This is a genomic window from Vibrio sp. 2092 (genome assembly GCF_033339635.1).
GTDB classification, from domain to species: Bacteria; Pseudomonadota; Gammaproteobacteria; order Enterobacterales; family Vibrionaceae; genus Vibrio; species Vibrio alginolyticus.
In genome coordinates this window covers 443,274-459,988 of the sequence record NZ_JAWOUY010000001.1, presented here as the reverse complement: position 1 = coordinate 459,988, position 16,715 = coordinate 443,274, and the positions used below count along the sequence as shown (strand labels likewise).

The window sequence follows — 16,715 nt, the reverse complement described above, 5'->3', positions numbered from 1 at the left end:
TTGTGTTGGTCTAGTATTCTCACAGTAGGGTGCTACCGAACAATACCGAGGTGAAACAATGTCTGAAACTATTGAGATTAAGCAGCTAATGTCTTTGCGTTCAATGCGTCCAGCGTTGCGTGAATTAAGTACTGAGCAAATTGAGCGTATTCAAGAGAATGCTGCTGAGTTATTAGTTGAGCGTCAAAAGGAAGACGAGCAATTAGCTGAGCAAGAAGCTCTAAAAGCTGAAAAACTTGATCTTATCGTTAAGATGATGCTAGAAGATGGAATTGATGCTGAAGATGTCTTAGCAAGAGCTAAAGGCAAGGCTGTGTCAAAGGGTAAGCGCAAAGAGCTTCCGCCTAAATACGTTTACAAAGACGAAGAAGGCAATGAAAAAACCTGGACTGGTCAAGGTCGTACACCAGCTCCAATTCAGAAGGCTATTGATAGCGGCGCGAGTAAGGAAGACTTTCTTATCAAGAGCGCATAATCCATAGCAAAATATAAAAAGGAGGCTATGCCTCCTTTTTTAACTCATTGTATTTTCGATGGATACCGATTTTTGCTGTGTCGGGAATTTGAATTGTTGATTAAAAAACTTCAACGCTTGTGTTGCTCCGCTAATAAAATCTTTTGATTTTTCGGATTTCATTTCATCGAGATCTATCATCATAACGCTGATGTATTTGTTTAATGCGTTACCTTTGTATGCCTCTATTTTCTCCAAAGCAAACTGAACTCCGTCTTTTGCCTCTTCAGGTATTTTAGACGACTCCCTCATGTGGGTGATGATTTGCAGTTTATTTTCAGATACTTCAGGGTATTGCTCGTTTTCTAATATATTATCAACAAGCTTTAAGTATCTTGAATATTCTGGATCATTTCGGCTTTGGTACAATAGGGAAGTAATTGTATCGCAAACAGAAATATTTTCTATATTTCCACCAGCTCTGCATAACTTCTCAATATAATTATTTAACCTATTTTTAAATGGCTTAAAAATATGTCTATCAGTTTCACTGAGGGAGTTAAATAAATTTTCATGCTTTCCTAAAAAATCCACAAACTTTTTTGGCATACCAAGCTTCGTAGACATATTGTTAGACCTAGATGTTACGGGAGCCTTATAGGTGCTGTTAAAGAACTCTATGGTTTGCAATGCGCCGCTTACAAACCCTTTGTCTTCATTGTTGCCAAGCATCTTCTTAAGATAAGCGGTATGCAATTTCAAATCATTACCCTTGTAGCCTTCAATTTCTTTAAGGGCATAATGAACACCAGAAACCATATCTTCAGGGATGTCCTTAGACTTTTTCATGTGCTCAGTGATCTTTTTTACCTTCTCAGATATTTCTGGATACTGCTCATTCTCCAAAATAGAAGATAAGCTATTCAGGTACGAGATGTAGTCTGGATTGCTTATGTTTTGATTCTTCAATAGTGTGACAACGTCACTTGCAGTAAAGGTTCCACTCTGAGAATAGGTGTCAGCGTGTGCATTGATTGTATCTCGAATGCTTTGATTTTTTAATTGTTCACTTTTTGATAAGCAATCGAACAATTGGTCATGAGCCTTTCTGAAATCAGTAATGTTCATAAGCAATCCTTTATTATTTTTTATTTATTATTTAAATATTAACATATTGGTGGATTACTATACAACAAAGTTTATATTTATAAAAAAACCCAGACTCTTGTCTGGGTTTTCTTGTTATAGAGATTTCTCTTTTTGGTCTTTGAGTTGTCTCTCTACCTTATTTGCCGAATCAGTTAAGGCTTTGTACAGATCGTGATCAGTTGCAGTACCAGTAGCTTGAAGCTTACCGCTGCGGAACTCAATCACTGCTTTGAACTGACTTCCTTCGGCAGAGTATGAAATGTTAGCGGAATCCATATGGAAGTGCTCACTGATCTTACCGATTACTTTATCAACATGAGCACGGATTGCATCAGTGACTTCTAAGCTATTGCTATTAATTTTAATCATATTTTTATTCCTTATTTAATTTCACAACTAAAATCTAATTCATATGCTTTGCCATGTCAAACAAATTGGTTTAACATACATTTAAAAGAACAATAAATAATCAAAGGCATAAAAATGTTTAAGAAATTAATGCTACCAGGAATCTTAACTGCTTTATTAGCTAGTCCAGCAATGGCATATTCAACTCAAAACGTCTCTTTGCAAAAAGATTCCTATGGGTATGTTGACGTAAAGCTTTATATGTCAATCTGTGATACGTACAAAAATGTAGGTTATAGCCGAGAATTTGGTTCAGTGTCTGACTATGATGGTCCTTACCCTGAGCTTGGTCATTTTTCTGCTGAATTGGATAAGGTTTCAAGAATCGGTTCTAGCAATAGAGCATTTATTGATGAAACCATGCGTAAGGCGCATGAATTCCAATACAATACCTATAGGGCATTAGCTCAGTTTAAGGTGCAGATTCAACGCTATGAGAAGTTGGTTGGTCAATATGAATCCACTTATCAAATGCAGAATGAAATGCATGAAGAAAACCGCGCTAAATTGATTAAGCAAAAAGAATACAATACTCAAAAAACAATTTCAGATATCAAAACACAGTTATCTAAAGTACCGTATAGCGGTAGAGATCAGGTTCATGAAATGTCAGATTGGGATGACTACCAGGAATGTAAGCTTTGGTGGAATTACGAAAAGCAAAATCAGGGTAGAATTGACTACAACAGAAAACCAATTTACAGAACAAAGTAGAAACATTGTCGAATGAAGCACTTTAAGTGCTTCTTTTTTATTGACTATTGCCTTGCTTTTGATATAGCATGAAACAAAATAATCAAATGGTAAAAGTTTTGAGTGTTGATATATCGCAAAAGGCAGAGTCTATAATCGAAAGAATGACCTTGATTTTCGATGATAAAGCGAGGTTAGGTGTTATTAATCATAAGCAAAATTTAGAGGCTGTATCAGTTAGCTCTGAATCAACATCTTGCAAAAGCTGTTTAAGCAAGCTTACTCCACTGGAAAGATACTGGTACATTGATACTTGTGAATCTTGCGAAAGAACGTCATTTTTAGAAAACGAAATCCAGAAGTTATCCCCGATTGATGCCACAAAAGTTAGAAGTTACGTTTTATTTAAAATGACGAACTGTGAATCAACAAAACTAATAAATTAAGCAGAAATTAAGATGAATAACCAAGAAGCGATTATTCAATATTTTGGGTCACTAGAATTGAAAAGGGCAATGAAGCTAATCTATAAGGATTCACAGCTTCAGGTTGCCGTAATATGCGAAGATAGACCAGGTAAGGTTCCTATTTTGGAAGTTTGGAGAAACTCTGAACAGTCACCTTTTAGCTCTAAACAAATTGGCATTATTAGTGGCTATAAAGGATTCGCAAATGAGATCTCTAAAGTAGATTTTGAGTCTGTTTGCAATGATGTTGCAGGTAAGATCCTACAGTTTATGCCGAAATAAAAAATTAAAGACTGATTATTAATCAGTCTTTTTTTATTAAATCGTATTTTCCAGTTCTGGTGTGGTGACGAGCCTTTTTCCGTTTGGTATCGTAAGAATAAGGTTGGTTCCTACTTTTTCGGCTTTCATCTGAATCTCATTCTCTGATGATAAGGATTCAATCGTGGCAACAATTTCTTCAGCTACAGAGTAAGCAATAACATCAGATATTACGTCCTTTTCTATGGGCTTTTTGGAAACTATATAAACATGGTCATCCGAAATTTGATAGCCATCTAATTCATTGTAAAAGTAACCAGAACCAATTGAAAAGTTCGGCTTACTTATTCCGCGTCCTAATTCACTAACATATGAAATTAAGCCTATAGATGGAAGTGATTTGATATCAATCTTCCAAACCTTTCCACTTACATTTTGTAATGACTCTGTAATTGATTCAGAAATGGTTTGCTTGCATCTGTTCATATCTTCTAATAAGGATAAGTGCGATTCAGCATATGATTTAGATATGCGAGGTCTTTTCCTTGCAGAGAATAAAATTGCGTTGTCAGCGTTATCAAATTGATAGCTTCTTGTTGGGCGAGCTTGGTTATTTAAAATCATGTCATTTCTTTTTTATTATTATTTATATTATGTGAATTATATCATCCGACAGATCGCTCAACAATATTTATATTCAAATAAAAAGCCGCATCATTGATGCGGCTTTGATTTGCAAGAAGATTGATTCTTAGCTCATATATTGAGCCATGAAGTCGGCTTCGTTTAAGATCTTAATATCAACGCCGCTGTTTTGTAGTTCTTGTGCTTTAGAAAGCTTGCTTCCAGCTTTATCACCATAAAGAACAGCGCTTGTCTTTTTACTTACAGAGCCGCTTACTTTAGCGCCTTTCTGTTGAAGGAGTTCTTTGATGCTGTTTTTGTCAAAGTTTTCCAATGTGCCAGTCACAACCCACGTTTGACCTGCTAATTCACTTGATGCAGCTTCGATTTCTTCAAAGGTAATCCCTACCTCAAGAAGACCATTGATAAGGTCAATGTTTTCTTGACTAGCAAAGAACTCAATGATGTTACTTGCAGTACCATCACCCACATCATTTACTTTGATTAATTCATCATGGCTGGCATTCATAATCGCGTCGAGTGAGCCAAAGTATTTCATTAAGTCGTTCGACGTTGATTCGCCAACACCAGGAATACCAATGCTGTTAATGAACTTATCCAAGCGGCAATGTTTTGAAGCTTGAATGCTCGCAATCGCTTTCTTAGCGCTTGCGATACCTTTGCCTGGTAGATATTGAATGTCGTCAATATCTAGTTTGTACAGGTCAAGGACATTTTTAATTGCCCCTTTTTCATATAGCGCTTCAACAATCTTGTCACCGATACCTTCAATATTCATCTGCTTCTTGCCAGTGAAGTGCGAGATCGCTTCAATAGCCTGCGCTGGACAAGTTAACCTTGCACTACAAAAGATACCAATAATATCTGGTTTGGTCATAGTAGGTGCATTACATACTGGGCAGTGAGTCGGCGGTTTAATTAACTCTCCACCATTTGATTCAAGTACGCCCTCAAGATGTGGGATTACATCGCCTCTGCGAGAGATAGTTACAGTGTCACCGATTCGTAAACCAAGCTTTTCTACCTTCTCAAAATTGTGAAGTGTAATGTTGGATACAGTAACACCACCACAATGCACAGGCTCTACGCGCCCCATAGGAGTTAAAATGCCTGTACGACCTACCTGAACATCAGATGACTTTAAATCCGTGTTGGCTGTCATTGCAGGGAATTTTCTAGCAATAGCAAATCGAGGGATTCTGTTCGTGTATCCTAGCTCTTCCTGTCTTTCAACATCGTCAACTTTGAAAACAATTCCATCAATGTCAAAAGGAATATCAGATCGAATTTTTTCAATTTCATCGTAGAAATTATACATATCTTCGATTGATGAAAGTTGTTTAGTATATGGGCTTTTACGGAAACCAAACTTATGCAACATGGATAGTCGTTCAAAATGACTGTTAGAAATTTCAAGATCGCCACTTTCAATATAACCTAGACCATAAGGAATAAAGCTAAGGTTTCTTTCTTTACTCAGTTTAGGATCAAGTTGACGGATTGCGCCAGCAGCACCGTTTCTTGCGTTTGCTAAACCTTTTTTGCCATTTGCTTCGGCTTTGGCATTGTAATCTTCTAATTGCTTCTTGAGCATAAAGCCTTCACCGCGAACTTCAAGTTCAGGGATGATAATGTCGCAATCAAGCTCCATAGGGATGTCAGTGATGGTTTTAACTGTATGGCTCACGTCCTCGCCATATTCTTTATCGCCCCTTGTTAGAGCGTATGCAAACTTGTTGTTCTTGTAAAAAATAGATAGTGCCAGACCATCCAGTTTTAATTCCGCTACGTACTTGCCACCAACGCTTGCTTTACCTTGCATTGTTTTTTTAAGTTCTTCGTTATCGAAGGCGTTATCAAGTGAAAGCATAGGCTTCTTATGCTTAACGGATTTGAACTTATCAGAAAGCTTGTCACCAACACGCTGAGTTGGTGAGGTAGACTCAATATTGTTTGAGTTGGATTTTTCGAACTTTTGAATCTCTCGGTACAGAATGTCATAATCTGCATCAGGAATGATTGAAACATCATTTACGTAATACTGAGTGCTGCATTTGTTCGCAAATGACACCATAGCCAAGTAGTGTTCATAGCTGCCTTTATCATCACGTAACATTAGTGATTGATATGTTGCAATTGCACTGTTATCTAAAATCTGAGCAGGAGAATTCATCTGTCTCTTTCCTTCAATTTATTTATTTAATTAATTAATGATTTAAATAGAGAAGCAGGGCGAGCCTGCTTCAATCATCAATGGTTTTCTTTTCTCTTTTGCGTTGCTATGCCAATTTTTCTTGCACATGCTTCAGCATATTCCACATATCTTACATTAATGTACCTTAGAATGCAATCTATGTATAATAAGAAATAACTATTTCCCGTGGTTTCAAAATTTCGAACCATTTGCGTAGGGAGCATAGAGCGGCGAAGGACAGGATGGAGTTTGTTGAATTCACTTTTCCCAGAAAAGTGTTTTTGTATAAGACAAGCATCTTTTAACTCGATGCCTGAATCAAATGAATTTTCGAAAAGTTCATCGTGAAATTTTGGCTTTACCTCATTAAAGTGGTTGTACTTAAGTACTAGATTGCCGAAAACATCATGATTCATACCGAGAAGTGGGTCATTGCCACTGGAGCTTTTTTGATATGCCGTGTTGAGGTTACTATCATTTATAAACTCAATAAATCCCTTTTTAAGCGTGTCATCAGATATAGTGAAAGCCTGAAAGCTAGATAGTATCACTATATCCTCTACCAGGTCTTGAACATTTACCTTATTGCAACTTCCGTTGAGCTGAACAGTGGACATGTTATCTATGAACAATTCTGTAGCAATTAGGACTTCACCACTTATAGAGTGTAAAAGTGATTCTCTATTCATATCAGCACCAATATAAAGAACGATGCATAGAACTTACTGCAAACGCAAGTGTTTGTCAATTAATGGGTATTTTTGATTTTATATTCAATTTTAATGTGCGGATAAGGTTTTATAGATATTGTTTGAATTTAATCTTTAAATATGAAAACATAATACCATAGTAAATTACTCAGGTATTAAAAATGGCATATTCTAATAAAGTAATCGATCATTACGAAAACCCAAGAAATGTTGGTTCAATGGATAAAGAATCGAAAGATGTTGGTACTGGTATGGTAGGCGCTCCTGCTTGTGGTGACGTAATGAAACTTCAAATTCAAGTTGAAAATGGAATTATAAAGGATGCGAAGTTCAAAACATATGGGTGCGGTTCCGCAATTGCGTCAAGCTCTTTAGTCACTGAATGGGTAAAGGGCAAGACTGTGGATGAGGCTATAGAAATCTCCAATAGCCAGATAGCAGAAGAACTAGAATTACCACCAGTGAAAGTTCATTGTTCAATTCTTGCTGAAGATGCAATAAAAGCCGCGATAGCAAACTACAAATCAAAACAAAACTAGGAATGAGTACAGATGCAAACTATTGGAATTAGCGATGAAGCAGCAAGAGTGGTACAAGAGTCCTTCAAAGCAAGGAAAAAGGGAGTAGGACTCTTTGTGGGGGTCAAAACCTCTGGATGCACAGGTTACAGTTATGTTTTAGAGTTTATAGACGATTTAGCTCCATACGAAGAGAAGCCTGAATCCGTAATTATCCAGGATAAAGGTGTAACATTGGTATCAAATGAAAAAAGCTTAGTGCTGCTAAATGGTTCAATACTTGACTATAAAATAAAAGGGTTAAATAAAGGATTTGAGTTCATTAACCCGAACGTAAAAGACCAGTGCGGCTGCGGTGAAAGCTTTAACGTTTAAAATAGGATTTAACCGTTAGATATCTTCTTTCCCTGCAAAAAGCTTGGGATTCCCTCTACATATTCACTTGAAGAGTCAGTTACCAAAGCTGGCTTTTCATTTTTTGTGTTTTTATCATTATTATTAATGATGAGTACATTGTCGTTATCTTCTAACGTGTCTGTACTTGTCGATGTTGTTGTTTCCAGCATCGAAAAAGGATTCCTAGCTTCATCAGCTTCAACGGTTTCAGATTCTGAATCAAAATGGCATAAGATAACATTCTGAGTTTCTGTCGGATTTCTTAGAAGGATACTGGCATCATAAATACGTTTATCACATATATCTTTACCCGCGATAATGTAGACCTTCTTGTACTTCGGTAGTGAAGTGCCAGATTTAACATGAGTGAGTAAATGGTTAAGCTGATCAAAATCTATGATAATATGATCGCCAACAAACCTATTTAAATAAATAACTGAATCAAGAGTTTCAATATCTCTCAATGTTAGAATTTTATGGATAAACAAGCTTGTAAGCTTACAAGACTTTTGAAAATCGTTCGAGATGATAACAACCTTGTCAGAGTTTAGCTTGAAATTGGTGCGAGCAAACTTAGTGTGTGTTGTTATTATTTGTTGGTTAAGGCTAGTCTCAGGGCGAACTGTTTTGCTTTTTAGCATTTTAATAGCCTGAGAATTCAGCCGAATTTGATCACACATTATGACTCCATAATAATTGATAAAGTTATTTAGTTTATTTAGAATGTAAAGTTATCAAAATAAGACCATTAAATCAATTTGGATAAGACAAATCTATGAGTATAGTAAAAAAAATACCAATGCTGGTTTTTAGCTATGTTCATGATCATGGCATGGACAAGGATTCATTATCCGCTGAAGACTTTGTGCTGGCTCAAGACATAGAAACTAGAATGACGAGCGTTTTTCACATTAACAATAAGAAAGTTAATGGGAAGGATACTTCATTCAAATTTTCTGACGTGAAGCAGATGGAGTTACTTAGAGACCGTATTGATTATCTATGTGTCTGTAAGCCGTTAATAGGCAGGGATAAAGCAAAGTCTTGGGTCTACTCAATGAGTAGAGACATAGAGAAAGAAAAAAAAGAAATTTCAATTAATAAAGTTTTTGACAAGCTCAAGGAAGATTCCAGTAAGCTTGTTGACCCTCTTAAAAAAGAATGTATCGCGGTAGCGCGAAAACTTATACCACAACTTCCAAAGAACTTTGACATTAAAGTTACTCTCGATTGGGATCGGTCTAGAAAGCACTCATATGGTTTTTATGAAGAAATCAATCTTTCAGAGGACGGTCTCGTCCAATGCGAAGTAATTTTAGCAATGAAGTCATTTTTTTCTCCATCAGGCAAACCTCTTAATCTAACTAGAGAAGAGTACTCATCTTTCAAAAATGATCCCGATATAGGGCAGTTTTCTACAAAGATATGGCAGTTTCATATGTTGACCATGTTTTGTCATCAGGCAGCTCATGGAATCCAAGAGTTTTGTCAGCATGAATTAGAGATGGGTAGTAAGTACTCGATTCATCATGGTGAAGGATTTGAAAGCTTGTATCGAGCCTTCAGGAAAGAAATAGTTAACCCACGATTAAGTAAGCAAAAAATAAAGGTAGGAAGAAAATGAGTCTATATTTCAACTATTCAAGTATGAATGCTGGTAAAAGCACATCACTTTTGCAAGCAAGCTACAACTACAATGAGCGAGGTATGGGTACGATACTTATGACTCCTATGGTAGATGACAGATCAGGAGTTGGTGTAATAGGCTCAAGGATTGGTCTTAAGGCAGATGCCCATGCTGTGAAGCCGAATGACAACCTATTTGAAAAAGTTAAAGAGATCATCAAAACACAAGAGAGTGAACTGCCTGTAAGGGCTGTGTTTGTTGATGAGGCTCAGTTCTTGTCAGAATCTCAAGTAGACCAATTGTCAGATATTGCTGACGAACTCGGACTGGCAGTGTTGGCGTATGGCTTAAGAACAGACTCATTTGGTGAGTTGTTTCCTGGTAGCAAGAGACTTCTGGCGCTCGCTGATAAGATCAGAGAGGTCAAAACGATTTGTAAGTGTGGTAAAAAAGCCACGTTTGTTGTTAGATATGATTCGGAGGGTAATCCTGTAAAAAGTGGTAGTCAGGTCGATATCGGTGGCAATGACAAATACGTCTCTTTTTGCAGAAAGCACTGGAAAGAAGAAATGAGAAAATAAATTAAACAAATAAAAAACCAAATAAAAAATCAAATAATAAGAAAAGAAAAGAATAATAAAATGAAATATAAAATAAAAGTAACAGGCGATTCATCGGTAGTTAAAGATTTCGTAGCATACTGCAATCAGCATAACCTAAAGGACTTTAAGAGTAAGGGATACTCCCTTAATTCAATTAAGTCGATAATCAAAAATGCGGATTACTCTATTGGTATGAGGTGTGTAAGCTTGGTCAATGACTCAACAGCTTTAGTTTCAGGAACGGTTAATTCTCAGGATGCGGGAATCGACACAGAGATTCTGTTAGGGATGTCTAAGTTGTTTCCAAAACTATACTTCGAGGCGCGTTCTATCTGCGATAAGAACATGCAGGTTGTAGGAGTTGAGGCTTACAACGGTTACATAAGCAATCCATTTGAGTACGAATCATTAAAGAGTTTAATAGAAGTTTATTTCACTTATATGTGCTCTCAAAAATTCTATGAAACTAAGTCTGCAAACATCAAGTGCAGTAGAGGTTACATGGGACGTTTTGATTTGGTTTCTGAGCAAGAATGTTGCGCTACCGATGCAAGTGTTAAGCAATACGATTTTAACTTTGACAACGGAGCTGCGTTTAGAGTGGAAGTGAGAGTAGGTTCTGATGGTAAAAGCAAAGTTGGATTCAATGTTTTTAGAATGATAAATAAAAAAGATTCTAAAGAAAAAGAGTTCAAAACGCTTGCTGATTTCTTTATCAATAACCTAAGCGCAAGCTTTCTTAACTCGCACAAGGCTAACAAAATCAACAACATAAAGTCTGCTTAAAAAACCATCTTGAGGGATTGATTCTTTCTTACTAAGGGAGTATCATTCCCTCAATTTCAATATAAAATGAACGGCAAGTGAATGAAGGAATCTACAAACAGCATCTACGATGCGGCTAAAAAGATGGATAATCCTGGCTTAATTCTAGAAGAGATCGTTAAAAGTATTGAAGAGAACAGAGATGTAGAATCTTTTGTTAAGTTGGCATTTAATTTTGCTTTAAAAAACCAAGAGTCTTTAAGTGATCTTCTGGAAAAATTGAAGAATCACTCGCTGTATAGTGACTTGACTCGCTCGTACATCATTGACCTGATCAGACGACTTTCATCAAGCAGGTACTACAAAGAAAATGATGATAAGCGTGTCGAATACTTGGTGATGTTGCCAGTTATCATAAAATCACATTTTGGCTCTCATCAAGAGAATGGTGTGTTACCGCCAATTATTCGCAACAATCTTTCAAGTAAGCTTGAGCAATTCTTTTCGGCTAACGGTATGACTTGTACAGTTAAAGTTGAAGGTTCAATCTTTAACTATGAAGATTACAAACCAGGCATTTTTGATTATGTAGAGTATGAAAAATACTTCAAAATAATCGCAAAAGACGAGATTTCAGTTAGCGGTGACAAGCATGAACTATTCATGATACCAATGCGAGTTTCACTTAAACGTGATGCTGAAAACCACTTCTTTGATAATGGTGAGTCATTCAACAGCGCGAGCACTTATGAATCATTTGAATCATTTCAAGATGATATTAGATGCCTAGTTCAGTTTATCTTTAAATCATCTAAGTATAACGTATCCGTTGTAAACCCAATGCTTGCAAATGAAGCGCTTTGGGGTGCATTGTCGTTTGTTCGAATTGAGAAGTGCTTATACGAGATTGCGAAGCAAGCAATTATTGCTAAACCTAGTGATTACAAGGTTGTCGTTTCAAGCTGCGAAGAAACAGGTAAGATCAGGATTTGTTTTTACGTACAAAATGAAAATTTTTATGCTTTCGATTATGGAAAGCCAATCAATATGGATCATGAAAACCAACCCAGAGACCTAGATTACATCCAATACTTCTTAAGTGAGTATGGGTTTGGAGTGACTGTGGTTGAAAAAAATGTGGAGGGATCACTCACAGAAGAGTTATCTAGGACGCTGCTAAGAGTGACATAAATAATAATGAAAAGAATAAACTTGGCGCTAAATTATATCGAAAAAACAACAGGCAACAAGAATTACTCATTTGATAAACTAATAAAATCGAAAAGAATGCAAATCGTAAATGCAAATTTACATGGTAACGATATTGCTTACTTTTCTGTTGAGGATGAAAGGTTAGTGATTTTAGTATCATCAAAACTTTCAGTCGCCCAAAAGAAATTTTTGGCTGCGCTCAGCCTTGTAAAGCTCGATATATTGAATCAAATTAATAAAGAATTGGTGTTTAGCAAAGATGAAATAACGAATAATACGCTAGACTCTGAAGCATGTATGGCTATTGTTCTATTAGACCCAGATCTTTGCCAAAACACTGAAAAAGTAAATGAGTTCCATAAATTATTGAAAAGTCAATTCGGATGATTCTTTACTAACTTTGCTTTTTAAAGCCGTAATGATTTTTTTACTCATTTCTTCGTTGTTAATGACAGAATCCCCATAAAGGTTTTTCACTGGATTGGTTAGTCTTTTGTATTTATTGGTTTCAATTGAAAATTTGCTCGTAAAGTTTAAGTTTTTGTCAAATTGAGAGCTAATAACGCGGTTCTTTTTTACGAAAACGACCCATCCACCGCCTGACTTGGTATTCGTCAGTGTAAGGACACGACGAGAAAACAAAGAATCGATAAATGCCAGATTATTCTGGCTGTTCTGTTTCTTGAATTTTTCAATATATGCAAGACTACGCACATTTTCGTCTTTAGAAAAAATGTCTTCATCAATATACACTTCCATTGCGCTATCAATACACGCAACCATGTCAGGAAATTCCTCCCTTAACTTTCTTGCTACTTCATATCTTTCAGCGGTGCTGGCAGAGTCAATGGTTTGATAAATTTTCTTTTTCATAACTAGCTGATTTTGTTTAATTTATTATATTTTTATAACAACTTGATTTATGTTAGAATTCGCGCCCTGAGTAGAGGTGTGTATGAATTTTGCCAAGTCAATTGCTATTGTCGTTTTTGTAATATTAGTGCTGTGTTTTAATTTATTTATCGAGATCTTAGAAATAGAATATGAAGATCTAGAAGCTACAACCGAGCGGTCTTACCATGTAAGCGATATTGCTAAAACTAACTTATCTAGGGTGATACACAGGATAGAGACTTATAAGCAATCATATATCATGCTAACACAAGCAAATATGTATGATAAAGATAAAATAGACAGTATCGTTTATTCCCAAAATAACGAAAAGTGGGAGTGTCATTTTATAGGTAGAACGGCGGAGTTCCCTAAGGTCTTAAGTGTACAAAATTATAAGAGTCTTATTGTTGCTGATAAGTTCTATCAGATTAAATATGATGTTCCTAATCAATCAGTGAGTGTATATCACCAATTTCAGAAATTGGAAAATGGCATTCCTTTGGATTACGCGATTTTGGTTACTTTTAATATAAGTGAGGAAACTCATGCTTTAAAAGAATCGCACCATTTCGACTATTTTAATATTGTAAACAATACAATCATTATCATTGAAGAGAATGGTACAGTAATAGAACCTAGTTTTGTCAGTAATTTAATCTATAATTCGAACCTAGCGCAAAGAGCGACTAAGATTGATGGGTTCTATGTTTCAAAGCAACACAGTGAAATGGGAGTCGATATTATAGTCGCCATCCCATCTTATGATAACAGCTACTTTTCTGCCTTCAGGCTGGTGGATGTGTCTTCCTATGTGATTACTATCAGTCTTCTTCTTGGCTGCTTGCTTATCTTGATGAGAAAATCTTCAGTTTATTCTAAAGAGTCTGATCGGTTAAATAATGTAGTAAGAATGATTGGCTCAGGTGATCTTAGCACCAAAGATTTGCTGTTTGGGAAGCTTTTGAAGAAAGAGTCTTCAGAGAAGCTCTTTAGAGTTGATAAAGACCTATTTCAGACCAAAAATGATGTCATGGTATTCAGAGAAAAGATGCTAAATGGATCGGTCTCTGACTATGTTTATTCTGGATACAAGTATCACTTCATTTTTGTTCTTGAGGTCACGAATGTCTTTGATATTGCCCTTACAAGAAACGAAAACTTCACTGTAAATTCATTTATCAACTCGTTTTCTTTCTATATTAACGAGTCAAACGGTCTTTTCTTAAATCACGTTGGTTCCCTTGATTTCAAGAGGGTGATCTCTTTTGTAAGTTCAGAAGCGCCTCTTACAAGACAAGATCTTATTGCTATTCATAATAGACTTTCTGACCACTCTTCATATTGCCACTTTAGAATTTTTGCTCTTCCTGTAAGCATGGAAGATAAGGTGGATATTTCTGTCTATAAGCTCCTTTATGCATTTACAAAACACGATGATGACATCTTAGTTTGCCAGGAGAAGTTCTTTGATATTGAAACGGATGTAAGCGAGTGCTCTTTAAAGCTTCCGTCTGCTTTGGAGAACGACGAGTTGTCACTAGTCTACCAACCAGTGATAAATATCAAATCAGAGCGTATGGTGTCTCTAGAATCGCTTCTGAGATGGGATAAGACAAATGAGCAAGTATCACCAGCGCAATTGATAGACATGTTCTATATGAATGGTGGGTTGGGTAAATTAACCGAGTTTATTGTTAAAAAGGTCTTCATAGAGGCGCGTAAGTTTGAGTTGCTAGGTAGGACTGACCTTAAAATTTCAATCAATCTTTCAGAAAAGCAGTTGCTGGAGAAAAAGCTTATCTCTATCGTGAATAAGCATTTAACTTCATCTTTAGTTAAGCCTGAAATGATTGAGTTTGAGGTCTCTGAGTCTATAGCTATGAAAAGGAATATTCAGGTACTGGAGAACCTGATTAACCTGAGCAATCTCGGATTCGGGGTTGTTGTAGATGATATGACTAGCCCGTTGATCGTTAGCCAGTTATCCGCCAATGTGAACATCACAGGCGTAAAAATAAACTCAATGATGATATCGAATAAGGCTGATATGAAAATCATGTCTCAAGTTAAGGACAATATGGCAGGTAAGTCTATTGATGTAGTTATAAAGATGGTAGAGAACCTAAAATCAAGCAATAACTTTAGGGACAGAGGCTTTAAGTTAATGCAAGGGAATTTCTATCAACCATCCACATCAATGGACAAAATTTATACAGCTTATCTCTCAGGTTCAAGAGTTAAAAAATATAGAGTATAAAATTAAAAATAGCCTTAAAGCCCCGTAAATACGGGGCTTTTGTTTATTAATTCTATGTACAACATCAGATTCTTTTGTTAGTATCATTTATGAAAAAGGGTCTTTTTGACCTAAATAAAATATAAATTTATTAATAAAAGGTGGAGAGGATGAATCCGTATGAATTCGTTTTCTCTGATCACGCTAACAAAAGATTTAATCAAAGATTTCCAGGTTTAGTTTTAAGTAATGAAATAAAGACTCTAACACCATGTAAAGCTAAAGATTTAAGCTTTATCTCAGGTACGCTTTCGTATAGGCGTATTAAAAAATCTGAACGTCATAAATATCGTTTCTTAGTATCCGATAGTGGTGCGTATTTCATCTGCAAAACAATGGGCGTGATCGGAGGTGTAGAGCATCTAAAGGTAATAACAGTCCTCAAAGATGAGGATAAGGGTTTCCATCAGGAAATGCTTGATTATGCTTTAGAGCTTTACAGGAAAGAACAAAAAATTGAACAAAAGAAAGAAGCTGCGTCTGAATTAATAGTAAATAAAAGCGCAAAACCTTTAAATGAAGATCCAAAACCAGTTCTTACAGAAGAAGAAAGGAAGGAGCTTGACAGGCTTCGTAATCAACAAAAGCGCGAAGATGACTATCATGAGGCAATTGCCTATTTGATTGATCAGCCAAAGCTTTTGTTTATTAAAGATATCAAGGAAGACGTAATCGATCAAAACATCAATCGTCACTGTACGGTTGTTGGAATGCTTGCTTCTCTTTATCGCTCTTATATGAACCTGAAAGAGAGAATGAAAGCTTTTGAAATCGAAGACGGAGATATCAAACAGTTCAAGAAACGCGAGTTGTCTTCAATTGCTCAAAAGCTTGAGAAGGCATTTATCATCAGGGCAATGGTCATCCATGAATCCGTTGAAACCGAATGGTATGAGTTGATTGACGAGCTTGTTTCTGACTATATCGATATGGCATTAACAATCCTCGACAACGTTTACGGAACATCTAAAATTTCTGTAAAAAATAGAGATTCGGTGATATCAATTTTTTCAGCCATAACAAAGGCTGAAGGTGTATCATTCGTAGATAATGCTAAGCTAAGATCAATTTTCTCTTACCTTGTCGCTTACGAACAGTTTGAAATGACAGAGATCTATAAAGGTCAGTCATTTACGGCAAAAGAGCTGGCAGGTAGGGTTTTCCAAATCTCATACTTATCAAAGCTGAGCTTCGTAAGTGATGAGTTAAAGCACAAGCTACATGGTATTACCTCGTTCTATGATGTGGTTTTGGATAGGGTAAGTGATTTAGAAATTGATGATATGTTAAAAATTTCAGTTGCTGATTTGATTCCAAGTACGAAGGTGGATGTTGAGATAGATAATGCAGAAACCGAAGAAAATGATGAGATAGCAAGTAGCTGTTGAATACAAAACCCAAAGTTATCGCTTTGGGTTTTTTAT

Annotated in this window: 20 protein-coding genes; 13 read left to right on the top strand and 7 right to left on the bottom strand. The window is 36.1% G+C overall.

What is annotated here, in order from left to right; genetic code table 11:
* The first annotated feature begins 58 nt into the window (after positions 1-58).
* Positions 59-475, top strand: a complete 417-nt coding sequence (locus R7P80_RS02655; RefSeq protein ID WP_020331412.1) for an H-NS family nucleoid-associated regulatory protein — start codon at positions 59-61, stop codon at positions 473-475.
* 39 nt (positions 476-514) lie between these two features.
* On the opposite strand, the gene R7P80_RS02650 is transcribed toward R7P80_RS02655, so the two are convergent.
* Positions 515-1,582 carry a hypothetical protein gene (locus R7P80_RS02650; protein ID WP_116921152.1) on the bottom strand — a complete coding sequence of 356 codons (1,068 nt, stop codon included), beginning with the start codon at positions 1,580-1,582 and terminating at the stop codon, positions 515-517.
* Positions 1,583-1,696: 114 nt separating this feature from the next.
* Positions 1,697-1,972 (bottom strand): ribosome hibernation-promoting factor, HPF/YfiA family, encoded by a 276-nt coding sequence (gene hpf / locus R7P80_RS02645; RefSeq protein WP_020331409.1) that lies wholly within the window; start codon positions 1,970-1,972, stop codon positions 1,697-1,699.
* 114 nt (positions 1,973-2,086) lie between these two features.
* Between hpf and R7P80_RS02640 the strand changes: the two genes are divergently transcribed.
* From R7P80_RS02640 to R7P80_RS02630, 3 genes are all read left to right on the top strand, one after another.
* Positions 2,087-2,725 carry a hypothetical protein gene (locus R7P80_RS02640; protein WP_038129090.1) on the top strand — a complete coding sequence of 213 codons (639 nt, stop codon included), beginning with the start codon at positions 2,087-2,089 and terminating at the stop codon, positions 2,723-2,725.
* A 68-nt stretch (positions 2,726-2,793) separates the two neighbouring features.
* Positions 2,794-3,150 (top strand): hypothetical protein, encoded by a 357-nt coding sequence (locus R7P80_RS02635; protein ID WP_038129087.1) that lies wholly within the window; start codon positions 2,794-2,796, stop codon positions 3,148-3,150.
* A gap of 12 nt (positions 3,151-3,162) precedes the next feature.
* Positions 3,163-3,453: a hypothetical protein gene (locus R7P80_RS02630; protein WP_038129085.1), complete on the top strand. Its 291-nt coding sequence runs from the start codon at positions 3,163-3,165 to the stop codon at positions 3,451-3,453.
* Between the two features lie 36 nt (positions 3,454-3,489).
* Here the strand turns inward: R7P80_RS02630 and R7P80_RS02625 are convergent, their stop codons facing one another.
* The 3 genes from R7P80_RS02625 to R7P80_RS02615 form a co-directional block, all read right to left on the bottom strand.
* Complete coding sequence (locus tag R7P80_RS02625) at positions 3,490-4,056, bottom strand: hypothetical protein (RefSeq protein ID WP_038129083.1); 567 nt, start codon at positions 4,054-4,056, stop codon at positions 3,490-3,492.
* A 127-nt stretch (positions 4,057-4,183) separates the two neighbouring features.
* Positions 4,184-6,250, bottom strand: a complete 2,067-nt coding sequence (gene ligA / locus R7P80_RS02620; protein ID WP_052697537.1) for an NAD-dependent DNA ligase LigA — start codon at positions 6,248-6,250, stop codon at positions 4,184-4,186.
* Between the two features lie 77 nt (positions 6,251-6,327).
* The gene (locus R7P80_RS02615; RefSeq protein ID WP_038129080.1) at positions 6,328-6,960 is read right to left on the bottom strand and encodes a hypothetical protein; all 633 of its coding nucleotides are present in this window, start codon (positions 6,958-6,960) and stop codon (positions 6,328-6,330) included.
* Positions 6,961-7,142: 182 nt separating this feature from the next.
* Between R7P80_RS02615 and iscU the strand changes: the two genes are divergently transcribed.
* Positions 7,143-7,520, top strand: coding sequence for a Fe-S cluster assembly scaffold IscU (gene iscU, locus R7P80_RS02610; protein ID WP_020331406.1), 378 nt, complete (start codon positions 7,143-7,145; stop codon positions 7,518-7,520).
* A 12-nt stretch (positions 7,521-7,532) separates the two neighbouring features.
* Complete coding sequence (locus tag R7P80_RS02605; protein ID WP_038129078.1) at positions 7,533-7,874, top strand: iron-sulfur cluster assembly accessory protein; 342 nt, start codon at positions 7,533-7,535, stop codon at positions 7,872-7,874.
* A gap of 8 nt (positions 7,875-7,882) precedes the next feature.
* Here R7P80_RS02605 and R7P80_RS02600 read toward each other — a convergent pair whose 3' ends face one another.
* Complete coding sequence (locus R7P80_RS02600) at positions 7,883-8,575, bottom strand: hypothetical protein (protein WP_229623779.1); 693 nt, start codon at positions 8,573-8,575, stop codon at positions 7,883-7,885.
* A gap of 95 nt (positions 8,576-8,670) precedes the next feature.
* On the opposite strand from R7P80_RS02600, the gene R7P80_RS02595 reads away from it, so the two are divergent.
* From R7P80_RS02595 to R7P80_RS02575, 5 genes are all read left to right on the top strand, one after another.
* The gene (locus R7P80_RS02595; RefSeq protein ID WP_045593028.1) at positions 8,671-9,519 is read left to right on the top strand and encodes a hypothetical protein; all 849 of its coding nucleotides are present in this window, start codon (positions 8,671-8,673) and stop codon (positions 9,517-9,519) included.
* Positions 9,516-10,103, top strand: a complete 588-nt coding sequence (locus R7P80_RS02590) for a thymidine kinase (RefSeq protein ID WP_038129075.1) — start codon at positions 9,516-9,518, stop codon at positions 10,101-10,103. Before R7P80_RS02595 ends, R7P80_RS02590 begins: the two co-directional genes overlap by 4 nt.
* A gap of 60 nt (positions 10,104-10,163) precedes the next feature.
* On the top strand, positions 10,164-10,910 hold the full coding sequence (locus tag R7P80_RS02585) for a hypothetical protein (protein WP_020331401.1): 747 nt from the start codon (positions 10,164-10,166) through the stop codon (positions 10,908-10,910).
* A gap of 81 nt (positions 10,911-10,991) precedes the next feature.
* Positions 10,992-12,080 (top strand): hypothetical protein, encoded by a 1,089-nt coding sequence (locus R7P80_RS02580; RefSeq protein WP_116921154.1) that lies wholly within the window; start codon positions 10,992-10,994, stop codon positions 12,078-12,080.
* Between the two features lie 6 nt (positions 12,081-12,086).
* On the top strand, positions 12,087-12,488 hold the full coding sequence (locus R7P80_RS02575) for a hypothetical protein (protein ID WP_045593026.1): 402 nt from the start codon (positions 12,087-12,089) through the stop codon (positions 12,486-12,488).
* On the opposite strand, the gene R7P80_RS02570 is transcribed toward R7P80_RS02575, so the two are convergent.
* Positions 12,465-12,974 carry a hypothetical protein gene (locus R7P80_RS02570; RefSeq protein WP_045593025.1) on the bottom strand — a complete coding sequence of 170 codons (510 nt, stop codon included), beginning with the start codon at positions 12,972-12,974 and terminating at the stop codon, positions 12,465-12,467. The two genes, R7P80_RS02575 and R7P80_RS02570, sit on opposite strands and share 24 nt — an antisense overlap.
* An 82-nt stretch (positions 12,975-13,056) precedes the next feature.
* On the opposite strand from R7P80_RS02570, the gene R7P80_RS02565 reads away from it, so the two are divergent.
* Positions 13,057-15,252 (top strand): EAL domain-containing protein, encoded by a 2,196-nt coding sequence (locus R7P80_RS02565; RefSeq protein ID WP_229623781.1) that lies wholly within the window; start codon positions 13,057-13,059, stop codon positions 15,250-15,252.
* A gap of 149 nt (positions 15,253-15,401) precedes the next feature.
* Positions 15,402-16,679, top strand: coding sequence for a hypothetical protein (locus R7P80_RS02560; RefSeq protein ID WP_229623782.1), 1,278 nt, complete (start codon positions 15,402-15,404; stop codon positions 16,677-16,679).
* The last annotated feature ends 36 nt before the right edge of the window (positions 16,680-16,715 follow it).

Coding starts and splice junctions, on each gene's coding strand:
- R7P80_RS02615 (WP_038129080.1), bottom strand. CDS start 6,960: ATGAATAGAGAATCACTTTTACACTCTATAAGTGGTGAAGTCCTAATT.
- R7P80_RS02650 (WP_116921152.1), bottom strand. CDS start 1,582: ATGAACATTACTGATTTCAGAAAGGCTCATGACCAATTGTTCGATTGC.
- R7P80_RS02640 (WP_038129090.1), top strand. CDS start 2,087: ATGTTTAAGAAATTAATGCTACCAGGAATCTTAACTGCTTTATTAGCT.
- R7P80_RS02590 (WP_038129075.1), top strand. CDS start 9,516: ATGAGTCTATATTTCAACTATTCAAGTATGAATGCTGGTAAAAGCACA.
- R7P80_RS02655 (WP_020331412.1), top strand. CDS start 59: ATGTCTGAAACTATTGAGATTAAGCAGCTAATGTCTTTGCGTTCAATG.
- R7P80_RS02600 (WP_229623779.1), bottom strand. CDS start 8,575: ATGTGTGATCAAATTCGGCTGAATTCTCAGGCTATTAAAATGCTAAAA.
- hpf (WP_020331409.1), bottom strand. CDS start 1,972: ATGATTAAAATTAATAGCAATAGCTTAGAAGTCACTGATGCAATCCGT.
- R7P80_RS02570 (WP_045593025.1), bottom strand. CDS start 12,974: ATGAAAAAGAAAATTTATCAAACCATTGACTCTGCCAGCACCGCTGAA.
- R7P80_RS02595 (WP_045593028.1), top strand. CDS start 8,671: ATGAGTATAGTAAAAAAAATACCAATGCTGGTTTTTAGCTATGTTCAT.
- R7P80_RS02565 (WP_229623781.1), top strand. CDS start 13,057: ATGAATTTTGCCAAGTCAATTGCTATTGTCGTTTTTGTAATATTAGTG.
- R7P80_RS02585 (WP_020331401.1), top strand. CDS start 10,164: ATGAAATATAAAATAAAAGTAACAGGCGATTCATCGGTAGTTAAAGAT.
- R7P80_RS02560 (WP_229623782.1), top strand. CDS start 15,402: ATGAATCCGTATGAATTCGTTTTCTCTGATCACGCTAACAAAAGATTT.
- R7P80_RS02625 (WP_038129083.1), bottom strand. CDS start 4,056: ATGATTTTAAATAACCAAGCTCGCCCAACAAGAAGCTATCAATTTGAT.
- ligA (WP_052697537.1), bottom strand. CDS start 6,250: ATGAATTCTCCTGCTCAGATTTTAGATAACAGTGCAATTGCAACATAT.
- R7P80_RS02605 (WP_038129078.1), top strand. CDS start 7,533: ATGCAAACTATTGGAATTAGCGATGAAGCAGCAAGAGTGGTACAAGAG.
- R7P80_RS02630 (WP_038129085.1), top strand. CDS start 3,163: ATGAATAACCAAGAAGCGATTATTCAATATTTTGGGTCACTAGAATTG.
- iscU (WP_020331406.1), top strand. CDS start 7,143: ATGGCATATTCTAATAAAGTAATCGATCATTACGAAAACCCAAGAAAT.
- R7P80_RS02575 (WP_045593026.1), top strand. CDS start 12,087: ATGAAAAGAATAAACTTGGCGCTAAATTATATCGAAAAAACAACAGGC.
- R7P80_RS02635 (WP_038129087.1), top strand. CDS start 2,794: ATGAAACAAAATAATCAAATGGTAAAAGTTTTGAGTGTTGATATATCG.
- R7P80_RS02580 (WP_116921154.1), top strand. CDS start 10,992: ATGAAGGAATCTACAAACAGCATCTACGATGCGGCTAAAAAGATGGAT.